Origin of the sequence: Pectobacterium nicotianae (genome assembly GCF_023272715.1) — a bacterium.
Taxonomy (GTDB): domain Bacteria; phylum Pseudomonadota; class Gammaproteobacteria; order Enterobacterales; family Enterobacteriaceae; genus Pectobacterium; species Pectobacterium brasiliense.
Genome location: NZ_CP096821.1, coordinates 3,371,356 through 3,389,972 on the forward strand (window position 1 = coordinate 3,371,356; position 18,617 = coordinate 3,389,972).

17 protein-coding genes and 2 tRNA genes are annotated in these 18,617 nt (G+C 53.0%); 8 read left to right on the forward strand and 11 right to left on the reverse strand.

Annotated features, from left to right (window positions below; translation table 11 throughout):
* Positions 1-62: 62 nt before the first annotated feature.
* The 6 genes from MYB54_RS15080 (at position 63) to gpmA (ending at position 7,742) form a co-directional block, all read left to right on the forward strand.
* Complete coding sequence (locus tag MYB54_RS15080) at positions 63-518, forward strand: hypothetical protein (protein ID WP_205560531.1); 456 nt, start codon at positions 63-65, stop codon at positions 516-518.
* 75 nt (positions 519-593) lie between these two features.
* Positions 594-947 (forward strand): copper-binding protein, encoded by a 354-nt coding sequence (locus tag MYB54_RS15085; RefSeq protein WP_039552902.1) that lies wholly within the window; start codon positions 594-596, stop codon positions 945-947.
* Positions 948-959: 12 nt separating this feature from the next.
* The gene (locus tag MYB54_RS15090; protein ID WP_248721004.1) at positions 960-2,219 is read left to right on the forward strand and encodes a TolC family protein; all 1,260 of its coding nucleotides are present in this window, start codon (positions 960-962) and stop codon (positions 2,217-2,219) included.
* Entirely contained in the window at positions 2,216-3,718 is a 1,503-nt protein-coding gene (locus tag MYB54_RS15095) for an efflux RND transporter periplasmic adaptor subunit (RefSeq protein ID WP_248721005.1), read from the forward strand. The genes MYB54_RS15090 and MYB54_RS15095 overlap by 4 nt, the downstream gene beginning before the upstream one ends.
* Positions 3,715-6,852: an efflux RND transporter permease subunit gene (locus MYB54_RS15100; RefSeq protein ID WP_248721006.1), complete on the forward strand. Its 3,138-nt coding sequence runs from the start codon at positions 3,715-3,717 to the stop codon at positions 6,850-6,852. Before MYB54_RS15095 ends, MYB54_RS15100 begins: the two co-directional genes overlap by 4 nt.
* Before the next feature lie 137 nt (positions 6,853-6,989).
* The gene (gpmA, locus tag MYB54_RS15105) at positions 6,990-7,742 is read left to right on the forward strand and encodes a 2,3-diphosphoglycerate-dependent phosphoglycerate mutase (protein ID WP_010285317.1); all 753 of its coding nucleotides are present in this window, start codon (positions 6,990-6,992) and stop codon (positions 7,740-7,742) included.
* A 147-nt stretch (positions 7,743-7,889) separates the two neighbouring features.
* Here the strand turns inward: gpmA and aroG are convergent, their stop codons facing one another.
* Positions 7,890-8,945 carry a 3-deoxy-7-phosphoheptulonate synthase AroG gene (gene aroG / locus MYB54_RS15110; protein ID WP_039275579.1) on the reverse strand — a complete coding sequence of 352 codons (1,056 nt, stop codon included), beginning with the start codon at positions 8,943-8,945 and terminating at the stop codon, positions 7,890-7,892.
* Between the two features lie 296 nt (positions 8,946-9,241).
* Between aroG and zitB the strand changes: the two genes are divergently transcribed.
* A complete protein-coding gene (zitB, locus tag MYB54_RS15115; protein ID WP_014914685.1) occupies positions 9,242-10,192 on the forward strand; it encodes a CDF family zinc transporter ZitB in 951 nt (316 codons plus the stop codon).
* A 7-nt stretch (positions 10,193-10,199) separates the two neighbouring features.
* On the opposite strand, the gene pnuC is transcribed toward zitB, so the two are convergent.
* Together pnuC and nadA are read right to left on the reverse strand one after the other, a co-directional pair.
* Complete coding sequence (pnuC, locus tag MYB54_RS15120; protein ID WP_014914684.1) at positions 10,200-10,925, reverse strand: nicotinamide riboside transporter PnuC; 726 nt, start codon at positions 10,923-10,925, stop codon at positions 10,200-10,202.
* 59 nt (positions 10,926-10,984) lie between these two features.
* Entirely contained in the window at positions 10,985-12,046 is a 1,062-nt protein-coding gene (gene nadA / locus MYB54_RS15125) for a quinolinate synthase NadA (protein ID WP_248721007.1), read from the reverse strand.
* A gap of 222 nt (positions 12,047-12,268) precedes the next feature.
* On the opposite strand from nadA, the gene MYB54_RS15130 reads away from it, so the two are divergent.
* The gene (locus tag MYB54_RS15130) at positions 12,269-12,667 is read left to right on the forward strand and encodes a YjaA family stress response protein (RefSeq protein ID WP_248721008.1); all 399 of its coding nucleotides are present in this window, start codon (positions 12,269-12,271) and stop codon (positions 12,665-12,667) included.
* A 14-nt stretch (positions 12,668-12,681) separates the two neighbouring features.
* Here MYB54_RS15130 and MYB54_RS15135 read toward each other — a convergent pair whose 3' ends face one another.
* The 8 genes from MYB54_RS15135 to tolR form a co-directional block, all read right to left on the reverse strand.
* Entirely contained in the window at positions 12,682-13,398 is a 717-nt protein-coding gene (locus MYB54_RS15135; RefSeq protein ID WP_014914681.1) for a DUF554 domain-containing protein, read from the reverse strand.
* A gap of 405 nt (positions 13,399-13,803) precedes the next feature.
* Positions 13,804-13,879 (reverse strand) — tRNA-Lys (locus MYB54_RS15140).
* Between the two features lie 42 nt (positions 13,880-13,921).
* Positions 13,922-13,997 (reverse strand) — tRNA-Lys (locus tag MYB54_RS15145).
* Positions 13,998-14,172: 175 nt separating this feature from the next.
* Positions 14,173-14,949, reverse strand: a complete 777-nt coding sequence (gene cpoB / locus MYB54_RS15150; RefSeq protein WP_010285310.1) for a cell division protein CpoB — start codon at positions 14,947-14,949, stop codon at positions 14,173-14,175.
* A gap of 9 nt (positions 14,950-14,958) precedes the next feature.
* On the reverse strand, positions 14,959-15,468 hold the full coding sequence (gene pal, locus MYB54_RS15155) for a peptidoglycan-associated lipoprotein Pal (protein ID WP_010299226.1): 510 nt from the start codon (positions 15,466-15,468) through the stop codon (positions 14,959-14,961).
* Between the two features lie 40 nt (positions 15,469-15,508).
* Positions 15,509-16,801, reverse strand: a complete 1,293-nt coding sequence (gene tolB / locus MYB54_RS15160; RefSeq protein WP_014914680.1) for a Tol-Pal system beta propeller repeat protein TolB — start codon at positions 16,799-16,801, stop codon at positions 15,509-15,511.
* 138 nt (positions 16,802-16,939) lie between these two features.
* Entirely contained in the window at positions 16,940-18,121 is a 1,182-nt protein-coding gene (tolA, locus tag MYB54_RS15165) for a cell envelope integrity protein TolA (RefSeq protein WP_014914679.1), read from the reverse strand.
* Positions 18,122-18,185: 64 nt separating this feature from the next.
* The gene (gene tolR / locus MYB54_RS15170; RefSeq protein ID WP_005973933.1) at positions 18,186-18,611 is read right to left on the reverse strand and encodes a colicin uptake protein TolR; all 426 of its coding nucleotides are present in this window, start codon (positions 18,609-18,611) and stop codon (positions 18,186-18,188) included.
* Between the last annotated feature and the right edge of the window lie 6 nt (positions 18,612-18,617).

Here is an 18,617-nt window from a genome sequence, read left to right on the forward strand (position 1 = left end):
CCCCGCTTGCCCCGTTCCCGCTCAGACGCATACACTGCCAAAACGTCCAAAAGGGAAACACCATGTCCGCATCATCATCACGGTCTCCATTATTCATTCATCATCTGCGCCATAAAGGCAGGTGGGGATGGCTATTGGCACTGTGCTGGTTCTTCCTGAATGCACAACTGGCTATCGCAGGCCATCAATGCGATATGACGATCAGCCAGACATCCCCCGCACTCCAGCATCAGGCACATCTGCAACAGGCTGACGTTCAGCCGTTATCATCTCATGCTCAGCATACGGCTAAAGCGTCTTACGTTGCCGATCAGCAAACGCCGCTGTGCGAAAAACACTGCGTGCCGGATAGTGTGAAGCAGGATAATGGCTCGCTGGCATTATTAGCGCTGCCGGTCAGTGGCGAGCTAGTCTTAGCGGATAATCCTGTCACCCTTAGTCCGACATCTGATGTCTGGCTCTCGCCTCCTGCGGTCGGCCCCCCGACTGAAATCCGTTTCTGCCGATTCAGAGAATAACCCAAGCGATTGATAACTCCCGCGCCAGCGAGCGCAACATCTTGTTTATCAATTATTTTTATTGGGATTATTTTTATGCGTATCACTTATATGGCTTTGATCAGCAGCCTGATTTTTTCTGTTTCTTCCTTCGTCTTCCCCGTGTGGGCAAACGACCACCAGCATCACGCGATGATGACGACCACTCCCCCTGCGGCCACAACAGCCGCTTATCAAACTACCGGGATTGTTAAGCAGTGGGACACCAATAGCGTCACGCTCTCTCACGCGCCGATTGCCGAGCTCAAATGGCCTGCCATGACGATGGCCTTCGCGCTGCCATCCCGCGGAGGAATCACGCCGTTGCCCGTCAACACACCCGTTACGTTCAGCTTTATCCAGAACGATAGCGGCTACACCCTGACCGCGATTACGCCACAGCAGCCTTAACCGGAGCACACCATGAACTTATCCAAACACGCTGCTGCGCGCGCGTGTCTGGCGATGTTGCTGTGGCTGCCTGCCGCCGTCTTTGCGGCAGATCTGAGTCTTGAACAGGCTTTACAGGCGGCGGAGCGTTACTCCGCCGATCTGTCGGCCAATCAACACCAGATTAATGCGTTACAGAACATGGCCGACTCCGCTACACAGCTTCCCGATCCAAAGTTGAAATTTGGCGTCGAAAATTTGCCATTGGGCGGCAACAACGGTAGTCGACTCACGCGCGAAGGGATGACGATGCAACGTATCGGCGTCATGCAAACTTATGTCAGCAGCCGTAAGCGCGATAGCAAAGCGCAGGCTATTCGGGTCGAAGCCGAAGCACTGCAAAGTAATAGCGAAAGTATTCGTGCTCGCATGCAACGGGAAACGGCACAGGCATGGCTGGATCTGGCGCTCTCCCAAAAGGCGTTGGTCGACGTCACCGCGCTGGTTAATGAAAGCCAGCGGCAGATCGCCTCACAAAAAGCGAGTGTGGCAGCAGGCAGTGAAGCCAGTAGTGTTCTGGATGCCCGCCTGACGCTGGCAGCCATGCAGGACAGACTGGCCGATGCCGAGCGTGATACCCGCATCGCACACGCCCGACTGGTGCAGCTTACCGGCGTGACGGATATCAACGTGCACGGCGAACTGCCTCGCTTTGAACGGCTACCTGCCTCACCCGAAGTGCTGGGTAACGCCATTCATCAGCATCCAGAAATGCAACAGGCGCAGCGTGAAGCCGAACTGGCTCAGGCACGCTCCGCACAGTCAGCCGTTGCCGCCATCCCCAATGTCGATGTTGAAGTCTATTACGCGAAGCGCGGAGATGATTACGACGACATGGCGGGCATGATGGTAACGGTCGATCTGCCGCTGTTCACATCCAAACGCCAGGATAAGGACTACGCCGCAGACGTATCACGCAGCATGGAAGCGCGCGACAGAGTCTTGCTCACCGAACGAGAACATCAGGCGCAGCTCGATACGCTGATAGCCCAATATCAAGCCGCACAGTCACGCTGGCTGCGGCAGAGCAACGATGTTCTTCCGCTGCAACAGCAGCGCATCAAACTGATTCAGGCTCAGTACCAATCCGGCAGCAGTAACCTTTCTGCCGTATTGGATGCCCGCCGGGCGCTGCTCGAAAGCCGGATCGCCGTTCAGGATACCGCACGGGAGATGGCCCAATATTGGGCCGCTATCCGCTATCTGACGCCACAAGGAAGCCCTACGCGATGAGCAAAACAATCACGAACAAATCACTGAGGTTTAGCCTCATGACGCTGGCTATCCTCAGCGCGGGTGGCGTGGGCTATCTGGTGGGTAAACAGCCAACGCCACAGTCTTCTTCAGCCGCAGCGTTAGCACGTACCGTCCTCTATTGGTACGATCCGATGGTGCCGGATAAACGCTTCGACAAACCGGGGAAATCCCCCTTTATGGATATGGAACTGGAGCCCCGCTACGCCGATGAAGCGCAGAGTGATGGCGGTATTACGGTCAGCGCCCGCCAGCAGCAAAATCTTGGGGTTCGCACGGCGCGCGCGGAAATGCGTGAACTTTCCAGTAGTAGCACAGGTTACGGCACCGTCACACTCAACGAACGCGGATTACACACGCTGGTGGCACCCAGCGGCGGCATTGTCGAGAAACTCACGGTCAGTGCGCTACAACAGCAGGTGAAGAAAGGCGAAACGCTGGCGACATTGTGGAACCCGACCTGGGCAGCGGCGCAGCGCGAATATCTGGCGGTACGGCAGTTGGGTGACGACATGCTGACTCAATCGGCTCGCCAGCGGCTGACACTGCTCTTCATGCCAGAAGCGATTATTCGGCAGGTCGAGCGTAGCGGTAAGCCGCAGGATAGGATCGCGATTACCGCACCGGAAGACGGCTACGTGAATAAGCTGGAGGTACGGCAAGGTATGCAGTTAAGCCCAGCGCAGCCTCTCTTTGAGCTTGCCAGTCTGAACCCGGTGTGGGTGGATGTCGATTATCCCGAGTCGCAAGCCGCGCAGCTCACTCTCGGCAGCGACATCAGCGCCGCCAGCAGCGCCTGGCCGGGTAAAACGTTCCACGGCAAGATCAGCGAACTGCTGCCCGTATTAGATAGCACCACACGCACGCTAAAAGCGCGCGTGGTACTGTATAACCCACAACAGCAGCTTAAACCCGGTATGTACCTGACCGTGCAGCTCTCTCAGCCGCAGGCACAGCCGCGTCTGGCGATCCCGCAGGAAGCGCTATTGGTCAGCGGTAGCCAAAACCGGGTCTTACTGAGTGATGGCACTGGTCATTTTACCCCACGTAACGTCACGGTGGGCGCGTCGCTGGGCGACTGGGTCGAAATCCTCAATGGACTGAAGGCAGGTGACAACGTGGTCACTTCCGGTCAGTTCCTGATTGATTCCGAAGCCAGCCTGCGCAGCGCCCTACCGCAGTTTGATGCGGAAACATCGGCAGTCCCAGAAACATCGGCTGCGCCCGTTGGCTATCACACTCAGGGAGTCATCAGGGCGATAAACGGCAATCAGGCCACCATCGAACACGAAGCGGTCCCGGCACTCAACTGGTCGCCGATGACGATGGATTTCACGCTGCCACCGTCAGGGCTACCTCAGGGAATGGGAATCGGCAGTACCGTGCGTTTCCAGTTCAACATGGACGACAGCGGGATTCACGTCCTGAATTTTTCTACCATTGACGATCCGCATGCCAGCCATGGAGGCCATCCATGATTGCCTACATCATTCGCTGGTCGCTCAAAAACCGTCTTCTGGTTTTACTAGCAGCGCTGTTCATAGCGGCGTGGGGCCTGCTGTCGCTACAAAAAACGCCGCTGGATGCTCTGCCCGATTTATCGGACGTACAGGTCATCATTCGCGTCAGCTATCCGGGAAAAGCACCACAGGTGGTGGAAAATCAGGTGACCTACCCGCTGACCACAACCATGCTTTCCGTTCCGGGGGCCAAGACGGTACGGGGCTTCTCCATGTTCGGCGATGCCTACGTTTATGTACTGTTTGAAGATGGCACCGATCCTTACTGGGCGCGTTCTCGCGTGCTGGAATATCTCAGCCAGGTTCAATCCAGCCTGCCAGCCGACGCCAAGACTTCACTCGGCCCGGATGCCACTGGTGTCGGCTGGATTTACGAATATGCGCTGGTGGATCGCAGCGGCAAATACAGTCTGGCCGACCTGCGTGGCTTTCAGGATTGGCTGCTGAAATATGAGTTGAAAACGGTGCCTGATGTGGCGGAAGTCGCCAGCGTGGGCGGCATGGTCAAACAGTATCAGATCGTCGTCGACCCGGAACGCATGCGGACACAGGGCATCACCCACCAGCAGATCGTCAGTGCCGTACAGGCTGCCAATCAGGAAAACGGCGGTTCCGTGCTGGAATTAGGCGAAGCAGAGTACATGGTGCGCACCACTGGTTACCTGAAAAGTATGCAGGATTTTAACCACGTGGTGATTACTACCCGCAACGGCATTCCCGTGCTGTTGCAGGATGTGGCTACGCTCAGAGAAGGGCCGGAGATGCGGCGCGGCATCGCCGAACTGAATGGCGAAGGTGAAGTAGCCGGCGGCATCATCGTCCTGCGCTATGGCAAAAATGCGCTGAATACGCTGCATGCCGTCAAAGCGCGGTTACAAGAAATACAGAAAAGCCTGCCCGCGGGGGTAGAGATCGTCCCAACCTACGATCGTTCGCAGTTGATTGAACATGCCATCGATACGCTCAGCTTCAAGCTGCTGGAAGAGTTTGTCGTCGTAGCGATTATCTGCGCCCTGTTTCTGTTTCACTTCCGCTCGGCGCTGGTGGCGATCATCAGTCTGCCGCTGGGGATTCTGGGTGCGTTTATCATCATGCGCTATCAGGGTGTGAACGCCAACATCATGTCGCTGGGCGGTATTGCGATTGCTATCGGCGCGATGGTGGATGCCGCGATTGTGATGATAGAAAACATGCATAAAGTCATTGAACAGTGGCGGCATGAGAATCCTGGGAAACAGCCGCAGAATAATGAGTGGTGGCAGTTAGCGGAGCGGGCTGCGGTAGAGGTCGGGCCTGCGCTGTTTTGCAGCCTGCTAATCATTACGCTGTCGTTTGTGCCCGTGTTCTCACTGGAGGCGCAGGAAGGCCGCATGTTTTCACCGCTGGCCTTCACCAAAACCTATGCCATGGCCGTCGCCGCCGGATTAGGGATTACGCTGGTGCCGGTATTAATGGGATATTTCGTTCGCGGCAAGATACCGGACGAACAGGCGAACCCGATTAACCGCTGGCTGATTGCAGCCTATCACCCGGTGCTGCAAAAGGTGCTGAGCTATCCGAAGGCCACGCTGCTGGTCTCCGGCCTGCTGTTGCTGTTGACGCTCTTTCCACTTAGCCGTCTGGGAAGTGAATTTATGCCGCCGCTGGATGAAGGCGATCTACTGTATATGCCTTCCACCCTGCCCGGCATCTCCGTGCGAGAAGCGGGTCGTCTGCTGCAACAAACGGACCGGCTGATTAAAACCGTGCCCGAAGTCGAATCGGTTTTCGGCAAAGCAGGCCGTGCCGAAACGGCCACCGACCCCGCTCCGCTCACCATGCTGGAAAGTACGATTCGGCTGAAACCGCGCAACCAGTGGCGAGAAGGAATGACCATGGACAAGCTGGTGGCCGAGTTGGATCGTACCGTCAGCCTGCCGGGTATCGCCAATGTGTGGGTGCCACCGATTCGCAATCGGCTGGACATGCTGGCCACAGGCATCAAAAGCCCAGTGGGTATTAAGGTTAACGGCAATAATCTGGCAGACATCGAACGCACCGCCGCGCAAATCGAGCAGGTGGTGAAGCAGGTTCCGGGCGTGACGTCTGCACTGGCGGAACGGCTGGCGGGCGGGCGCTATATCGATATTGATATCGACCGGCAACGCGCTGCGCGCTACGGTGTGTCCGTCGAGGAACTTCAGTCGGTGGTTTCTACACTCATCGGCGGGCAAAATATCGGCGAAACAATTGAAGGTCGCCAGCGTTATCCCATCAATATCCGCTACCCGCGTGAATTACGCGATTCGCTGCAAAAATTGCGTGATCTGCCCATCGTGACGGCAAATGGCAGCAGAGTGATGCTGGCAGAGCTGGCTGATATTCGCGTCAGCGAAGGGCCACCGATGCTGAAAAGTGAAAACAGCCGTCTGTCGGACTGGATTTACGTCGATCTCCGCGGCCGCGATCTGAAATCCGCCGTTGAAGACATGCAGCAGGCCGTTGCCCAGCAGGTCACGCTGCCGGAAGGCGTTTCACTGAGCTGGTCCGGTCAGTTTGAATATCTGGAACGCGCTACGGAGAAAATGAAAGTCGTCGTGCCATTTACGCTGCTTATCATTTTTGTGCTGCTGTATGTCACCTTCAACCGCATCAAAGATGCATTGCTGATCATGGCAACCTTACCTTTCGCGCTGATTGGCGGCGTTTGGCTGCTCTATATCCTTGGCTATAATCTTTCTGTAGCCGGCGCCGTGGGTTTTATTGCACTGGCGGGCGTGTCAGCGGAATTCGGCGTCATCATGCTGCTGTACCTCAATCATGCGGTAGAGAAACACCGCGTGGCAGGTCAGGCGCTGTCACGCCAGCAGTTGATGGATGCCATCCACGAAGGGGCGGTTCTGCGCGTACGGCCAAAAATGATGACCGTCGCAACGATTATGGCAGGGCTGCTTCCCATCATGTGGGGCGGCGGTAGCGGATCCGAAATCATGCAGCGGATTGCCGCGCCGATGATCGGCGGGATGGTGAGCGCTCCTCTGCTGTCGATGCTGGTGATCCCTGCGGTCTATCTGTTATTGCACAAGGGGGATTCCGGTTTGCTGAAACGGTAAAGCCAGAGCGTGATTTTACGCAAATAACCTGCGGATAAATCACGCTTGCCATCGACTATCGATTGCCGATAACCGTTCTCCACCCCTATAATGAAATCAGTTATCACAGAAATCTTAGGATAGGAAGGAGTTTAGCTATGGCTGTAACTAAGCTGGTACTGGTAAGACACGGTGAGAGCCAGTGGAACAACGAAAACCGCTTCACAGGCTGGTACGATGTCGATCTATCCGACAAAGGCCGTTCAGAAGCCAAAGCCGCAGGTCAGCTGCTGAAAGACGAAGGTTTTGCCTTTGATTTCGCTTATACCTCCGTGCTGAAACGTGCCATTCACACACTGTGGAATATACTGGACGAGCTGGATCAAGCCTGGTTGCCAGTTGAGAAATGCTGGAAACTGAATGAGCGTCACTACGGTGCGTTGCAGGGCCTGAACAAAGCCGAAACCGCTGAGAAATACGGTGACGAGCAGGTTAAACAATGGCGTCGTGGTTTTGCAATTACGCCTCCAGAGTTGACGCGTGATGACGAACGTTTCCCGGGCCACGATCCGCGTTACGCTTCTCTGAGCGACAAAGAGCTGCCACTGACTGAAAGCCTGGCGCTGACCATCGACCGTGTTGTGCCTTACTGGAACGAAACTATCCTGCCACGCGTCAAAAGCGGTGAGCGTGTGATCGTTGCGGCTCACGGTAACTCACTGCGTGCACTGGTGAAATATCTGGACAACCTGGGCGAAGACGAAATTCTGGAACTGAATATCCCAACTGGCGTGCCATTGGTTTATGAGTTCGACGAGAACTTCAAGCCGATCAAACGTTACTACCTGGGCAACGCAGACGAAATCGCTGCAAAAGCTGCCGCAGTAGCGAATCAGGGTAAAGCGAAGTAATTTCCCCCCTGAATGAGAAAAACCCGGCCTGTGCCGGGTTTTTTTATGCCGCGTAATTCAACGTGTTTCCTAACAAACTATCGCCAGCGACGTTGAAAAACGTTCCCTACGTTTTTTATAGCGTGCCAGCTAGCACGCTATTCGATATTACTTGTTACGGCGTTCGCGAACAGCAGACGCTAACTGGCGCAGCAGAGATTCCGTGTCTTCCCAGCCAATGCAGGCATCGGTCACACTGCGACCATAAACCAACGGTTCACCGCTTTCCAGATTCTGGTTGCCTTCGACCAGATGGCTTTCCACCATCACGCCCATAATCGCTTTCTCGCCCTGCGCGATCTGCCCACAGACGTCGGTACAGACATCCATCTGCTTTTTGAACTGCTTGCTGCTGTTCGCATGGCTGAAATCGATCATGACCTGCGGTGTCAGGCCCGCTTTTTCCAGACCGATCTTCACGTCTTTCACATGCTCAGCGCTGTAGTTCGGCGTTTTACCGCCGCGCAAAATGATGTGGCAATCGTTATTACCGCTGGTGTTCACGATAGCCGAATGGCCCCATTTGGTCACAGACAGGAAGCAGTGTGGCGCGCTGGCGGCGTTGATCGCATCAATCGCGACCTTGATCGTACCATCGGTGCCGTTTTTAAAGCCGACAGGGCATGACAGGCCGGATGCCAGTTCACGGTGTACCTGAGATTCCGTCGTACGTGCGCCGATAGCGCCCCAGCTCATCAAGTCCGCCATGTATTGCGGGGTGATCATATCCAGAAACTCACCCGCAGCCGGTAAACCGATGTCGTTAATTTCCAGCAGCAGCTGGCGTGCAATGCGCAAGCCGTCATTGATCTGGAAGCTGTTATCCATGTGCGGATCGTTGATCAGCCCTTTCCAGCCAATCGTAGTACGAGGTTTTTCAAAATAAACCCGCATCACTACTTCCAGATCGTCGCTCAGCTCGTTACGCAGCGTCAGCAAACGCGCGGCATACTCTTTTGCTGCTTTCGTATCGTGGATCGAGCAAGGACCAATGACCACCAGCAGGCGGTCGTCATTGCCGTTAAGAATTTTATGGATGGCAGTACGCGCGAACGATACCGTTTCCGCTGCCTTCTCCGTGGCTGGAAACTTTTCTAGCAAAGCAACCGGCGGCAAAAGTTCATTAATCTCTTTAATTCTTAAATCATCATTTTGGTAATTCATAAATAAATCCATCGGTTCCGAAACGGTATGTTAGCCCCATCCAATACGCGCCATCCCGCCTATACGGGTAGCCTGAGAAACGGGATGTTTCATATTGAAGATTGATTATTATATGTCAAGCTGGTGTTGTCAGGGCGCTGAAATCAGCGGGATTTACGCGATCAAATGCTCTCAGATGCCGCATCCGTCCTATTTTCATCAGAAAATAGCTCAACTGACAGATCGGGTGAATGACAGAATAGGTTTTCTCTGTGGGTTTCAGTAAAGTGGGATAAAACCGCAACTCAAGGTGATCTATGGCGCATAATCACAGCCACACGGAATCCGGCAACAGTAAACGTCTGCTGGCCGCGTTTATCATTACCGCCACGTTTATGGTGGCAGAAGTCATTGGTGGTCTGCTGTCCGGCTCCCTCGCCTTACTGGCAGATGCAGGCCATATGTTGACGGACGCCGCCGCGCTGTTCGTCGCGCTTGTCGCCGTACGTTTCGCACAGCGTAAGCCCAATGCACGCCATACCTTTGGCTATTTGCGACTCACGACCCTCGCCGCCTTTGTGAACGCGCTGACGCTGATACTGATTACCGCCTTCATCTTCTGGGAAGCCATTCAGCGCTTCTATGATCCCCAGCCCGTTGCCGGTGTGCCTATGCTGCTTGTCGCCGTTGCCGGTTTGGTGGCAAATATCGTGGCATTTTGGCTGTTACACCACGGCAGTGAAGAGAAAAATATTAACGTCCGCGCGGCAGCCCTGCATGTGCTGGGCGATCTGCTCGGATCCGTTGGTGCGATTGCCGCAGCCATTATCATTCTTTATACCAACTGGACGCCTATCGACCCGATTCTCTCTATTTTGGTGTCGTGTCTGGTGCTGCGTAGTGCGTGGGCGTTATTGAAAGAGAGTATTCATGAGTTGCTGGAAGGTACGCCCGGACAACTTAGCGTTGAGGTTCTACAGAAAGATCTGACGCTGAATATTCCCGAAGTCAGAAACATCCATCACGTTCACTTATGGCAGGTTGGCGAAAAACCGATGATGACGCTGCATGCGCAGGTGGTTCCCCCTCACGATCACGATGCGTTGTTAAGACGAATTCAGGAATATTTACTGAAGCATTACCAGATTGAACACGCGACGGTTCAGATGGAATATCAACGCTGTGATGATGACCACTGCGCTTTCCACTATCAGGAAAGTCATTATCATGAAAGCCATGATGCAGAAGGTCACCACCACAAGCATTAAGTTTGGACTACACGCCGTGTGAAACCGCGCTGACGCGATTCTCCTGTGCGCTCTTAATCCACAGCCAAGAGCCGTTCAGGGCAATCAGCGTCAGGATCGCGTACTCTACCGCCATCGCATACACGCCCTGATAAGCAAAAATCACCACGCTTATCACATCAATCACCACCCACAGCAGCCAGTTTTCGACGTATTTACGCGTCATTAGAATCATCGCCACAATCGACAGCACCATCATGGTGGAATCCCAGAATGGGAACGCATCTGGCTTGAGAGTCGGCATCTGCACAGACAGCCCTAACCCCTGCATACCGGAAACAGCAATACGCGTCAGCACAGCAAACACCGCGTCAATGTAGAACGTCATCAAACCAATCGCGACAATACACGCCACCGACCAGCCAATCAGTTTCTGCACTGGCAGCCAGCGGATGCGTAACTCCACTTCCTGCGAATCCGTCTTACGCGTCCAGGCATACCAACCGTAAATATTGGCGGCAAAGAAGAAGATTTGCAGCAACAGGCTGGCGTAAAGCTGAATCTGGAAAAAGATCACAGCAAACAACGTGACGTTAATCAATCCAAACAGATAGTTGATAGTTTTTTCCTGACTCGCGAACCAGATACACAGCAGGCCAAACAGTGTGCCAATCGCCTCAATCCAGGAAAGATCGTATCCCCCTTCCCCCAAAGGGATATGAATTAAAATATTGCTGGTACTAAAAAAATCCATCTCATCACCCTGTCTCAATTATTGTAAAAAAATCTCTATCAAGATGCCCAAGATCTCCGTCAGGCATTCCCTTTAACACGCAATTTTAGCGAAGCCGCAAAATCCAGCATGCGATTCAGCGGGATTAACGCGCCTTCTCGCAGGGCTGCATCAACATGAATCTCATGAGCGTCACCGCCTTGCTCCAGACCGTTAGCAATTGCCTCCAACCCATTCATCGCCATCCACGGACAGTGGGCGCAGCTGCGGCAGGTGGCCCCTTCTCCCGCTGTCGGCGCTTCCAACAACGTTTTCTCCGGACAGGCCTGCTGCATCTTGTAGAAAATGCCGCGATCGGTCGCCACAATCAGTTCGCGCTGCGGCAGCGTTTTCGCCGCCTGAATCAGCTGGCTGGTTGACCCAACGGCGTCAGCCATCTCTACCACGCTCTGTGGCGATTCCGGATGGACCAAAATTGCCGCGTCGGGGTACAGAATCTTCATGCGCTGCAGCGCCTGCGTTTTAAATTCGTCGTGCACAATGCACGCACCCTGCCAGCACAGTACATCCGCCCCTGTCTGCTTTTGTACATAGCTTCCCAGATGGCGGTCCGGAGCCCAGATAATCTTTTCTCCCAGGCTATCCAGATGCTCGATCAATTCCACCGCGATGCTGGATGTCACCACCCAATCAGCACGTGCTTTCACTGCCGCGGAGGTATTGGCATACACCACCACCGTTCGGTCTGGGTGCGCATCGCAAAAACGGCTGAACTCATCGACGGGACAACCGAGATCGAGCGAGCATTCTGCTTCCAGCGTGGGCATCAGAATCGTCTTTTCCGGGCTGAGTATCTTGGCGGTCTCTCCCATAAAGCGGACACCCGCCACCAGCAGCGTTGATGCCGAGTGAGTGCTGCCGAAGCGCGCCATTTCCAGCGAGTCCGCTACACAGCCGCCCGTTTCTTCCGCCAGCGCCTGAATTTCAGGATCGGTATAATAGTGCGCGACCATGACAGCATTTCTTTCCCGCAGCAGCGTTTTTATCCTGCTACGATAGTGCTGTTTTGCATCAGCCGATAAAGGTCTGGGCTTCGGCGGAAAGGGATAAATGGTCTCATTGCTATCAAAAAGGATACTCATTATAAATTTCCACGATGACAACTCGGGTTGTAACACCAGATACTCATTAATCATCAGCACTGACGTTTTTTATCCTAAACAAAATACCGAAAACCCGCCCTAAAGTCGCGGTGTTTTTTCTATAAAACCCGCAATTTTGTTTACTATGCTTAAAATCGTGAGATGAAATGCGTAAGTGGCATGACTTGTAGAAAGTAGAAAAGAGACAAGGAGAGAAATGGCATGGCCAGCCTCTATATCAGAATCCATCGCAATACCCTGACCATCAGAAACGTGGACACAAAACAAGAGGTGACAGAGCAATCAGAAACGCCTTTTACCACCACCCGCTTACTACTCGGACAGATGATTCCGGCGATGAAGTTATTGGCTCGACTCACACGTAAAGTGGCGTCCAAACGATTAATCGATCTGTTCGCCCCGCACAAGGTCATCATCCATGCCATGGAGATGAATGAAGGCGGGCACAGCCAGGTCGAGTTTGCCAGCTACATCGAGCTAGCCAAGAGCATCAGCCCGCAAGGAAAGCATATTTATGTCTGTAGCAAAAGCGTGCAGCTTACCGATCAGGAAGTGACACAAATCTTTAGCGGCGACATGCCTTCGATCGTCAGCCGCTAATCAGATGCTGCGCTTTAGGCGAAGAAGCGATGCCAGTATAGAGAGATAGGAATAACCAATACCAAAGCAGGCAGGAAGTTAACCACCGCAAATGATTTGATCTGCGCGATCCTCAGCCCTACTGCAATCATGATAATGCCGCCACAGGCAGAAAAGTCACCCATCGTGATGTCTGTCATAAAGGGCATAATCAATTTGGCGGAGAAGAACAGCAGCGTCTGGACAATAATCTGTGGTATCGCAATCGACATCACGGCAAGGCCCAGCGTAATGGAGAAAATCAGCGCGGTGAAAATATCCAAAGCAGATTTGATGATCAGCAGTTGATAATCGCCGGTTAGCCCTTCGGTCAACGCCCCCACCACACCGGTCCCACTGGCACAAAACAGGACGATCAACGCGGTAAAGTTCTGAGTGTAGACATCCTGCGGCAAGCGGTGCTCCTGTGCAGGCAGTACGCGGTTTAATCCTTTCTGAATCATCGTGCCAGCCCACTGCACGCCGGACTCCATGCGGAGCAACTCGCCTAACGCCACACCAATCACGATAGCCAACGCCACCGCAGGCAACTGCTGGACTTTAACAACCAGCGTGATCCCCATTGCAATCGACACCATCGCAAACGCTGGCGGCAGCCCATCTTGCAAACGCTGAGGGATAAAACGACGTAAAGCAATACCCAGCCCGCTACCAATCAAGATAGCGGCACCATTAATCAACGGACCAATCATATATCTTCCTAAACAGGGCTACACGCGCTTCCCTGTGGCAATGACTCCATCCCTGCTCGATAGGATTAAAAAACAGTTCCTGACGGGTTATATAGTCCATAGAGAGGGGTAAAAACCTAATATACCGCAAAGCTTTACCGAGTAGGGAATGATGATGGGTTTTATCTCATCGATACGGTGTACACGATCGTTGTTGTCTCAACGTGGATTAATGCGAGGAAGGAATGCTACTGCTGAAATGGCGAGCCGCTCAGGATAGCTCGACCTTCATGGTCAACGTTAACGCGTGCTGTCTCGCTTCGATCGGCTAGAACGTGCGACCAATTAATTGAAAGTCACTGTGTTTATTATGCAGGTAATTAGAAAAGCGAAGGTTGTTTAGTTTGGAATTGTATTGCTAGAAGATGGTGGGTCGTGCAGGATTCGAACCTGCGACCAATTGATTAAAAGTCAACTGCTCTACCGACTGAGCTAACGACCCGCAGTGCGGAACTACTTAATGCTTACCGATGCTGCTTGAAATTGGTGGGTCGTGCAGGATTCGAACCTGCGACCAATTGATTAAAAGTCAACTGCTCTACCGACTGAGCTAACGACCCAATTTCATGCTGCTTTAGCGTTTTGCTATTTGCCTTGGCAACGGCGGCACATATTACTGATTTAAATTTTCAGCGCAACCTATTTTCTTAAAAAACTGTTTGATTGCTTACTCTTAAGACGTTTAGGCACAAAAACCGCTCATGATGCGCAATTTTTGTGCCAATTAATACGGTATTACGATCCGGCTAAACGCTTTTGCGCCTGCTTTGCACTTTCCGTATTGGGGTACATTTTTACAACCTGCTGGTAAACGGCCTTAGCTTTATCAGCCTGACCCTTTTCCTGCATGATCACCCCAACCTTCAGCAAGGCTTCAGAACTTTTTGGTGACTTGGGATAATTTTTAACAACGTTGGCGAAATAGTACGCCGCATCGTCCTTTTTCCCCTTGTTGTAATTCAACTGACCAAGCCAATAGTTAGCATTAGGTTGATACGTTGAATCGGGGTACTTCTTGACGAATGCCTGAAATGCGCTGATAGCCTGATCGTACTGTTTTTTCTCCAGTACGAGCGCGACTGCAGCATTGTAATCAGTATTTGCATCACCCGTACTGGCCGGTGCCGCCGTATTGGCAGCACCGGTATCAGTCCCCGCCGCAGCGGCAGGCGTGCCATCTGTCGTCGGTGTAGAAGGTGATTGCGAACTTAATCCATCAATCTGCTGATAGATCTGTTTCTGCCGTTCAACAACCTGATTCAACTGATACTGACTTTCCTGAATCTGCCCACGGAGGCTGTCAATGTCACGCTGATTATCAGAGAGCTGCTGTTGAAGTTGGGTTAAAAGCTGACTGTGAGCGTTAGAAATACGCTCCAATTGAGTGACGCGGTCTTCGACCGAGCCTGAGCCGACATTACTGATTGGCGCTTGGGCAGTAGCGGCCCAAGGGACCGCTACGCCAACCAGTAACGACAGACCCAACAGGTGACGTCTGAAGTTACTGCTCATGCGATTCTCTTAATATACCAGAACGGCACGACGGTTTTTGGCATAAGCCGCTTCGTCATGACCGAGAACAGCTGGTTTCTCTTTACCGTAAGAAACGATAGAGATCTGATCGGAAGAAACGCCTTTACCTTGCAGGTACATTTGTACCGCGTTGGCACGACGCTCACCCAGAGCGATGTTGTATTCTGGCGTACCGCGTTCGTCCGCGTGACCTTCGATAGTCACTTTGTAAGACGGGTTGCTACGCAGGAATGCAGCGTGTGCGTCCAGCATCTGAGCGAATTCAGAGCTCACATCGTACTTGTCCAGACCGAAGTAAACGATGTTGTTGCGCTGTAATTCTTGCATCTGCAAACGAGCTTGCTCAGAAGAAGACATGTTACCGCCGTCCATCATGCCGTTGTTACCAGCACCCATGGAAGATTGGTCATTGTCCGCGTTCTTGTTGGAGCTACAAGCGGCCACTGCCAGTACCGGCAGAGCCAACATCAGGCCTTTCAGCACTTTATTGAATTGCATTTCTTATGTCCTTTGACGAGTTTATTGTACATATCTGTACTTATAGATACGGCGACCAGGCAGGGAATTTAACCTGTCCATCAGTAGCCGGAAGACGCGCTTTGAAACGCCCATCTGTCGAAACCAACTGTAGCACTGAACCCAGCCCTTGTTTGGAACTGTAGATCACCATCGTGCCATTCGGTGCGATACTTGGCGTTTCGTCCAGGAACGTGTCCGTCAATACTTGTACGGCACCCGTTACCAGATCCAGTTTGGAAATATGCTGAGCTCCACCATTCGAGCTCACCGTTACCAAAAATTTCCCGTCGGCGCTCACATCGGCGTCCTGATTCTGAGAACCTTCCCAGGTCAGACGCTGTGGCGCGCCGCCGTTAGCATTCACTTTATAAACCTGCGGACGACCAGCCTGGTCTGAAGTATAGGCCAAGGTCTGGCTGTCTGGGAACCAGGTTGGTTCCGTGTTATTGCTGCGACCATCGGTCACCTGGCTGATTTGCCCCGATCCCAGATTCATCACATACAGATTCAGGCTACCGCTCTTAGACAGTGCGAAGGCCAACTTGCTGCCATCAGGAGAGAAAGAAGGCGCACCGTTGTGACGCGGGAAGGAAGCAACCTGACGGATTGCACCATTTGCCAGCGTCTGAATAACCAACGCAGAACGACCACTTTCAAACGTTACATAGGCAAGTTTGCTGCCATCTGCGGACCAGGCCGGGGACATCAGCGGCTGTGGTGAGCGGTGAACCACAAACTGGTTGTAGCCATCGTAGTCTGCAACGCGCAGTTCATAAGGGAACTGACCACCGTTGGTCTGAACAACGTAAGCGATACGGGTACGGAACGCACCTTTGATACCACTCAGTTTTTCAAACACTTCATCACTGGCCGTGTGCGCAGCATAACGCAACCATTGCTTGGTCACTTTGAACTGGTTCTGCGCCAATACGTTACCTGGGTTACCGGAGGTATCAACGAGCTGGTAAGAAACCAGATAGCTGCCATCAGCACTCGGTTGAACCTGACCAACAACAACCGCATCGATGCCCAACGCCGTCCATGCAGCAGGCGTCACTTCGGATGCTGTTGCAGGTTGCTGAGGCATACGGTTTGCGTCGATCGGGTTGAATTTGCCACTGTTACGTAAGTCAGCACCGACGATGCCGCCGACGTCTTCAGGCGCAGCGCCCGGGCCCGCCCATTTGAACGGAACCACACCGATAGGACGTGCAGAGTCTACCCCTTGGGTAATCTCTATACGTACTTCCGCGTGAACAACCGCAGTCCACAGCATTAAAAAGCTTAATGCAACTTTCAGTACTTGCTTCATCTCATCTCCCTTATCCAGACGCGAAGTCTACGATAAATTAGCAGAATTTTAACAAAAACAAACCAATGTCAACAAAACAACATAACCTGGTTTATTTACCATCGTAATAATCTTAAATCTATTGGGTAAACAGCCCGGTTACTGCGGTTTAAAGTCTATCGGCGCATTTTTGAAAGCCTCATAAACCTCTGGACTTGGTGGCTTCGGTATTCTGGCCTGTTTGGCAGCCGCAATAGCCGCCTGACATAACGCCGGATCGCCGCCTTCAGCAGTGACGTCAATCAGCAGACCATCTGGCGCCAGCTTAATCCGTAACGTACAGGTGCGACCTTTGTAGAGCTGCCAGTCATAAAACTTGCTCTGAATGGCTGAACGCACCTGACTACCATAGCTATCAAGCGCTGCACCTGATGCACCGCTCTTCTTATTGTTACCGGTGCCCGCAGGTGCACCACCGCCAGACTTCGGCGCATTTTTCGATGAAGCCAGCCCGCCCAGCAAATCATCAACGGCGCTTTCCTGCTTAGCGGCCTCTGCTGCCGCTTTCTTTTTCTCATCAGCAGCTTTCTTAGCCGCAGCTGCAGCTGCAGCTTCTGCTTTCTTCGCTGCTTCAGCATCGGCTTTTTGCTTAGCGGCCTCGGCTGCTGCTTTTTGTTTAGCTTGTTCAGCCTCTGCGGCTGCTTTTGCTGCTTCTGCTTTAGCGGTTTCTGCAGCCTTCTGCTTGGCGGCTTCAGCCGCTTTTTCTTTAGCCTCTTCTTCCGCCTGCTTTTTGGCAGCAGCGGCCGCAGCAGCTTGTTTCTTCGCTTCGTCTTCCGCTTTCTTCTTAGCGTCTGCCGCCGCTTTCGCCTGTTGTTCAGCTTCAGCCTTCGCTTTTGCCGCTGCAGCTTCGGCTTGCTTCTGCTGTTCTTTTGCCTGCTGAGCGGCCGCTTCAGACTGCTTACGCTGTTCAGCCTGCTCCTGAGCCTGCTTTTTCGCCTCTTCCTGCGCTTGCAGACGCTCTTTTTCCAGTTCTTTCAGCCGCTGCTGTTCAGCAGCTTGCTTCTGTTGAAGCTCTTCGGCCTGCCGTTCAGCTTGCTTTTGACGCTGCTGTTCAGAACGTTTTGCATCCGTCTGCTGCTGCTGTTGCCGGTTATACTGCTCCACCACTGCGCTCGGATCGACCATGACAGCATCAATTGACGAGCCTCCGCCGCCTCCGCTGGCATCCATCGTTTGCGTCGACGAACTCCAAAGCAGCAAAGCAATCAGTATGATGTGCAAAACAGCCGAGATAATAACGGCGCGTTTCAGCTTATCGTTTTGTTCGTTTGCCTTTAGCACAAGCGATTCCCAAAAACAGTGTTGCCAGAAATAGGCTTAACGATCATTACCGTGATGAGCTCATTTAAATCGGTTGTGTCATCAAACCAACGGATTTTACGCCAGCCTGATGCAACAAATTCAACGCTTTAATGATCTCATCATAAGGAACATCCTTCGCGCCACCAATCAAAAAGACCGTCTTGGGATTGGTTGCCAGCCGTGATTGCGCTTCAGCAACCACCTGCTCTGCCGGAAGCTGCTCCATACGGTTTTGTTCAACAACCAGGCTATATTGCCCTATGCCTGAAACCTCTACGATCACGGGCGGATTGTCATTGCTGGAGACCGTTTTTGAGTCGGTCGCATCCGGCAGATCCACCTCAACGCTCTGCGTAATAATCGGGGCTGTCGCCATAAAAATCAGCAACAGCACCAACAGCACGTCCAGTAACGGGACAATGTTGATCTCGGATTTCAGCTCACGACGGCCTCTGCGTACTCGTGCCATGATCCC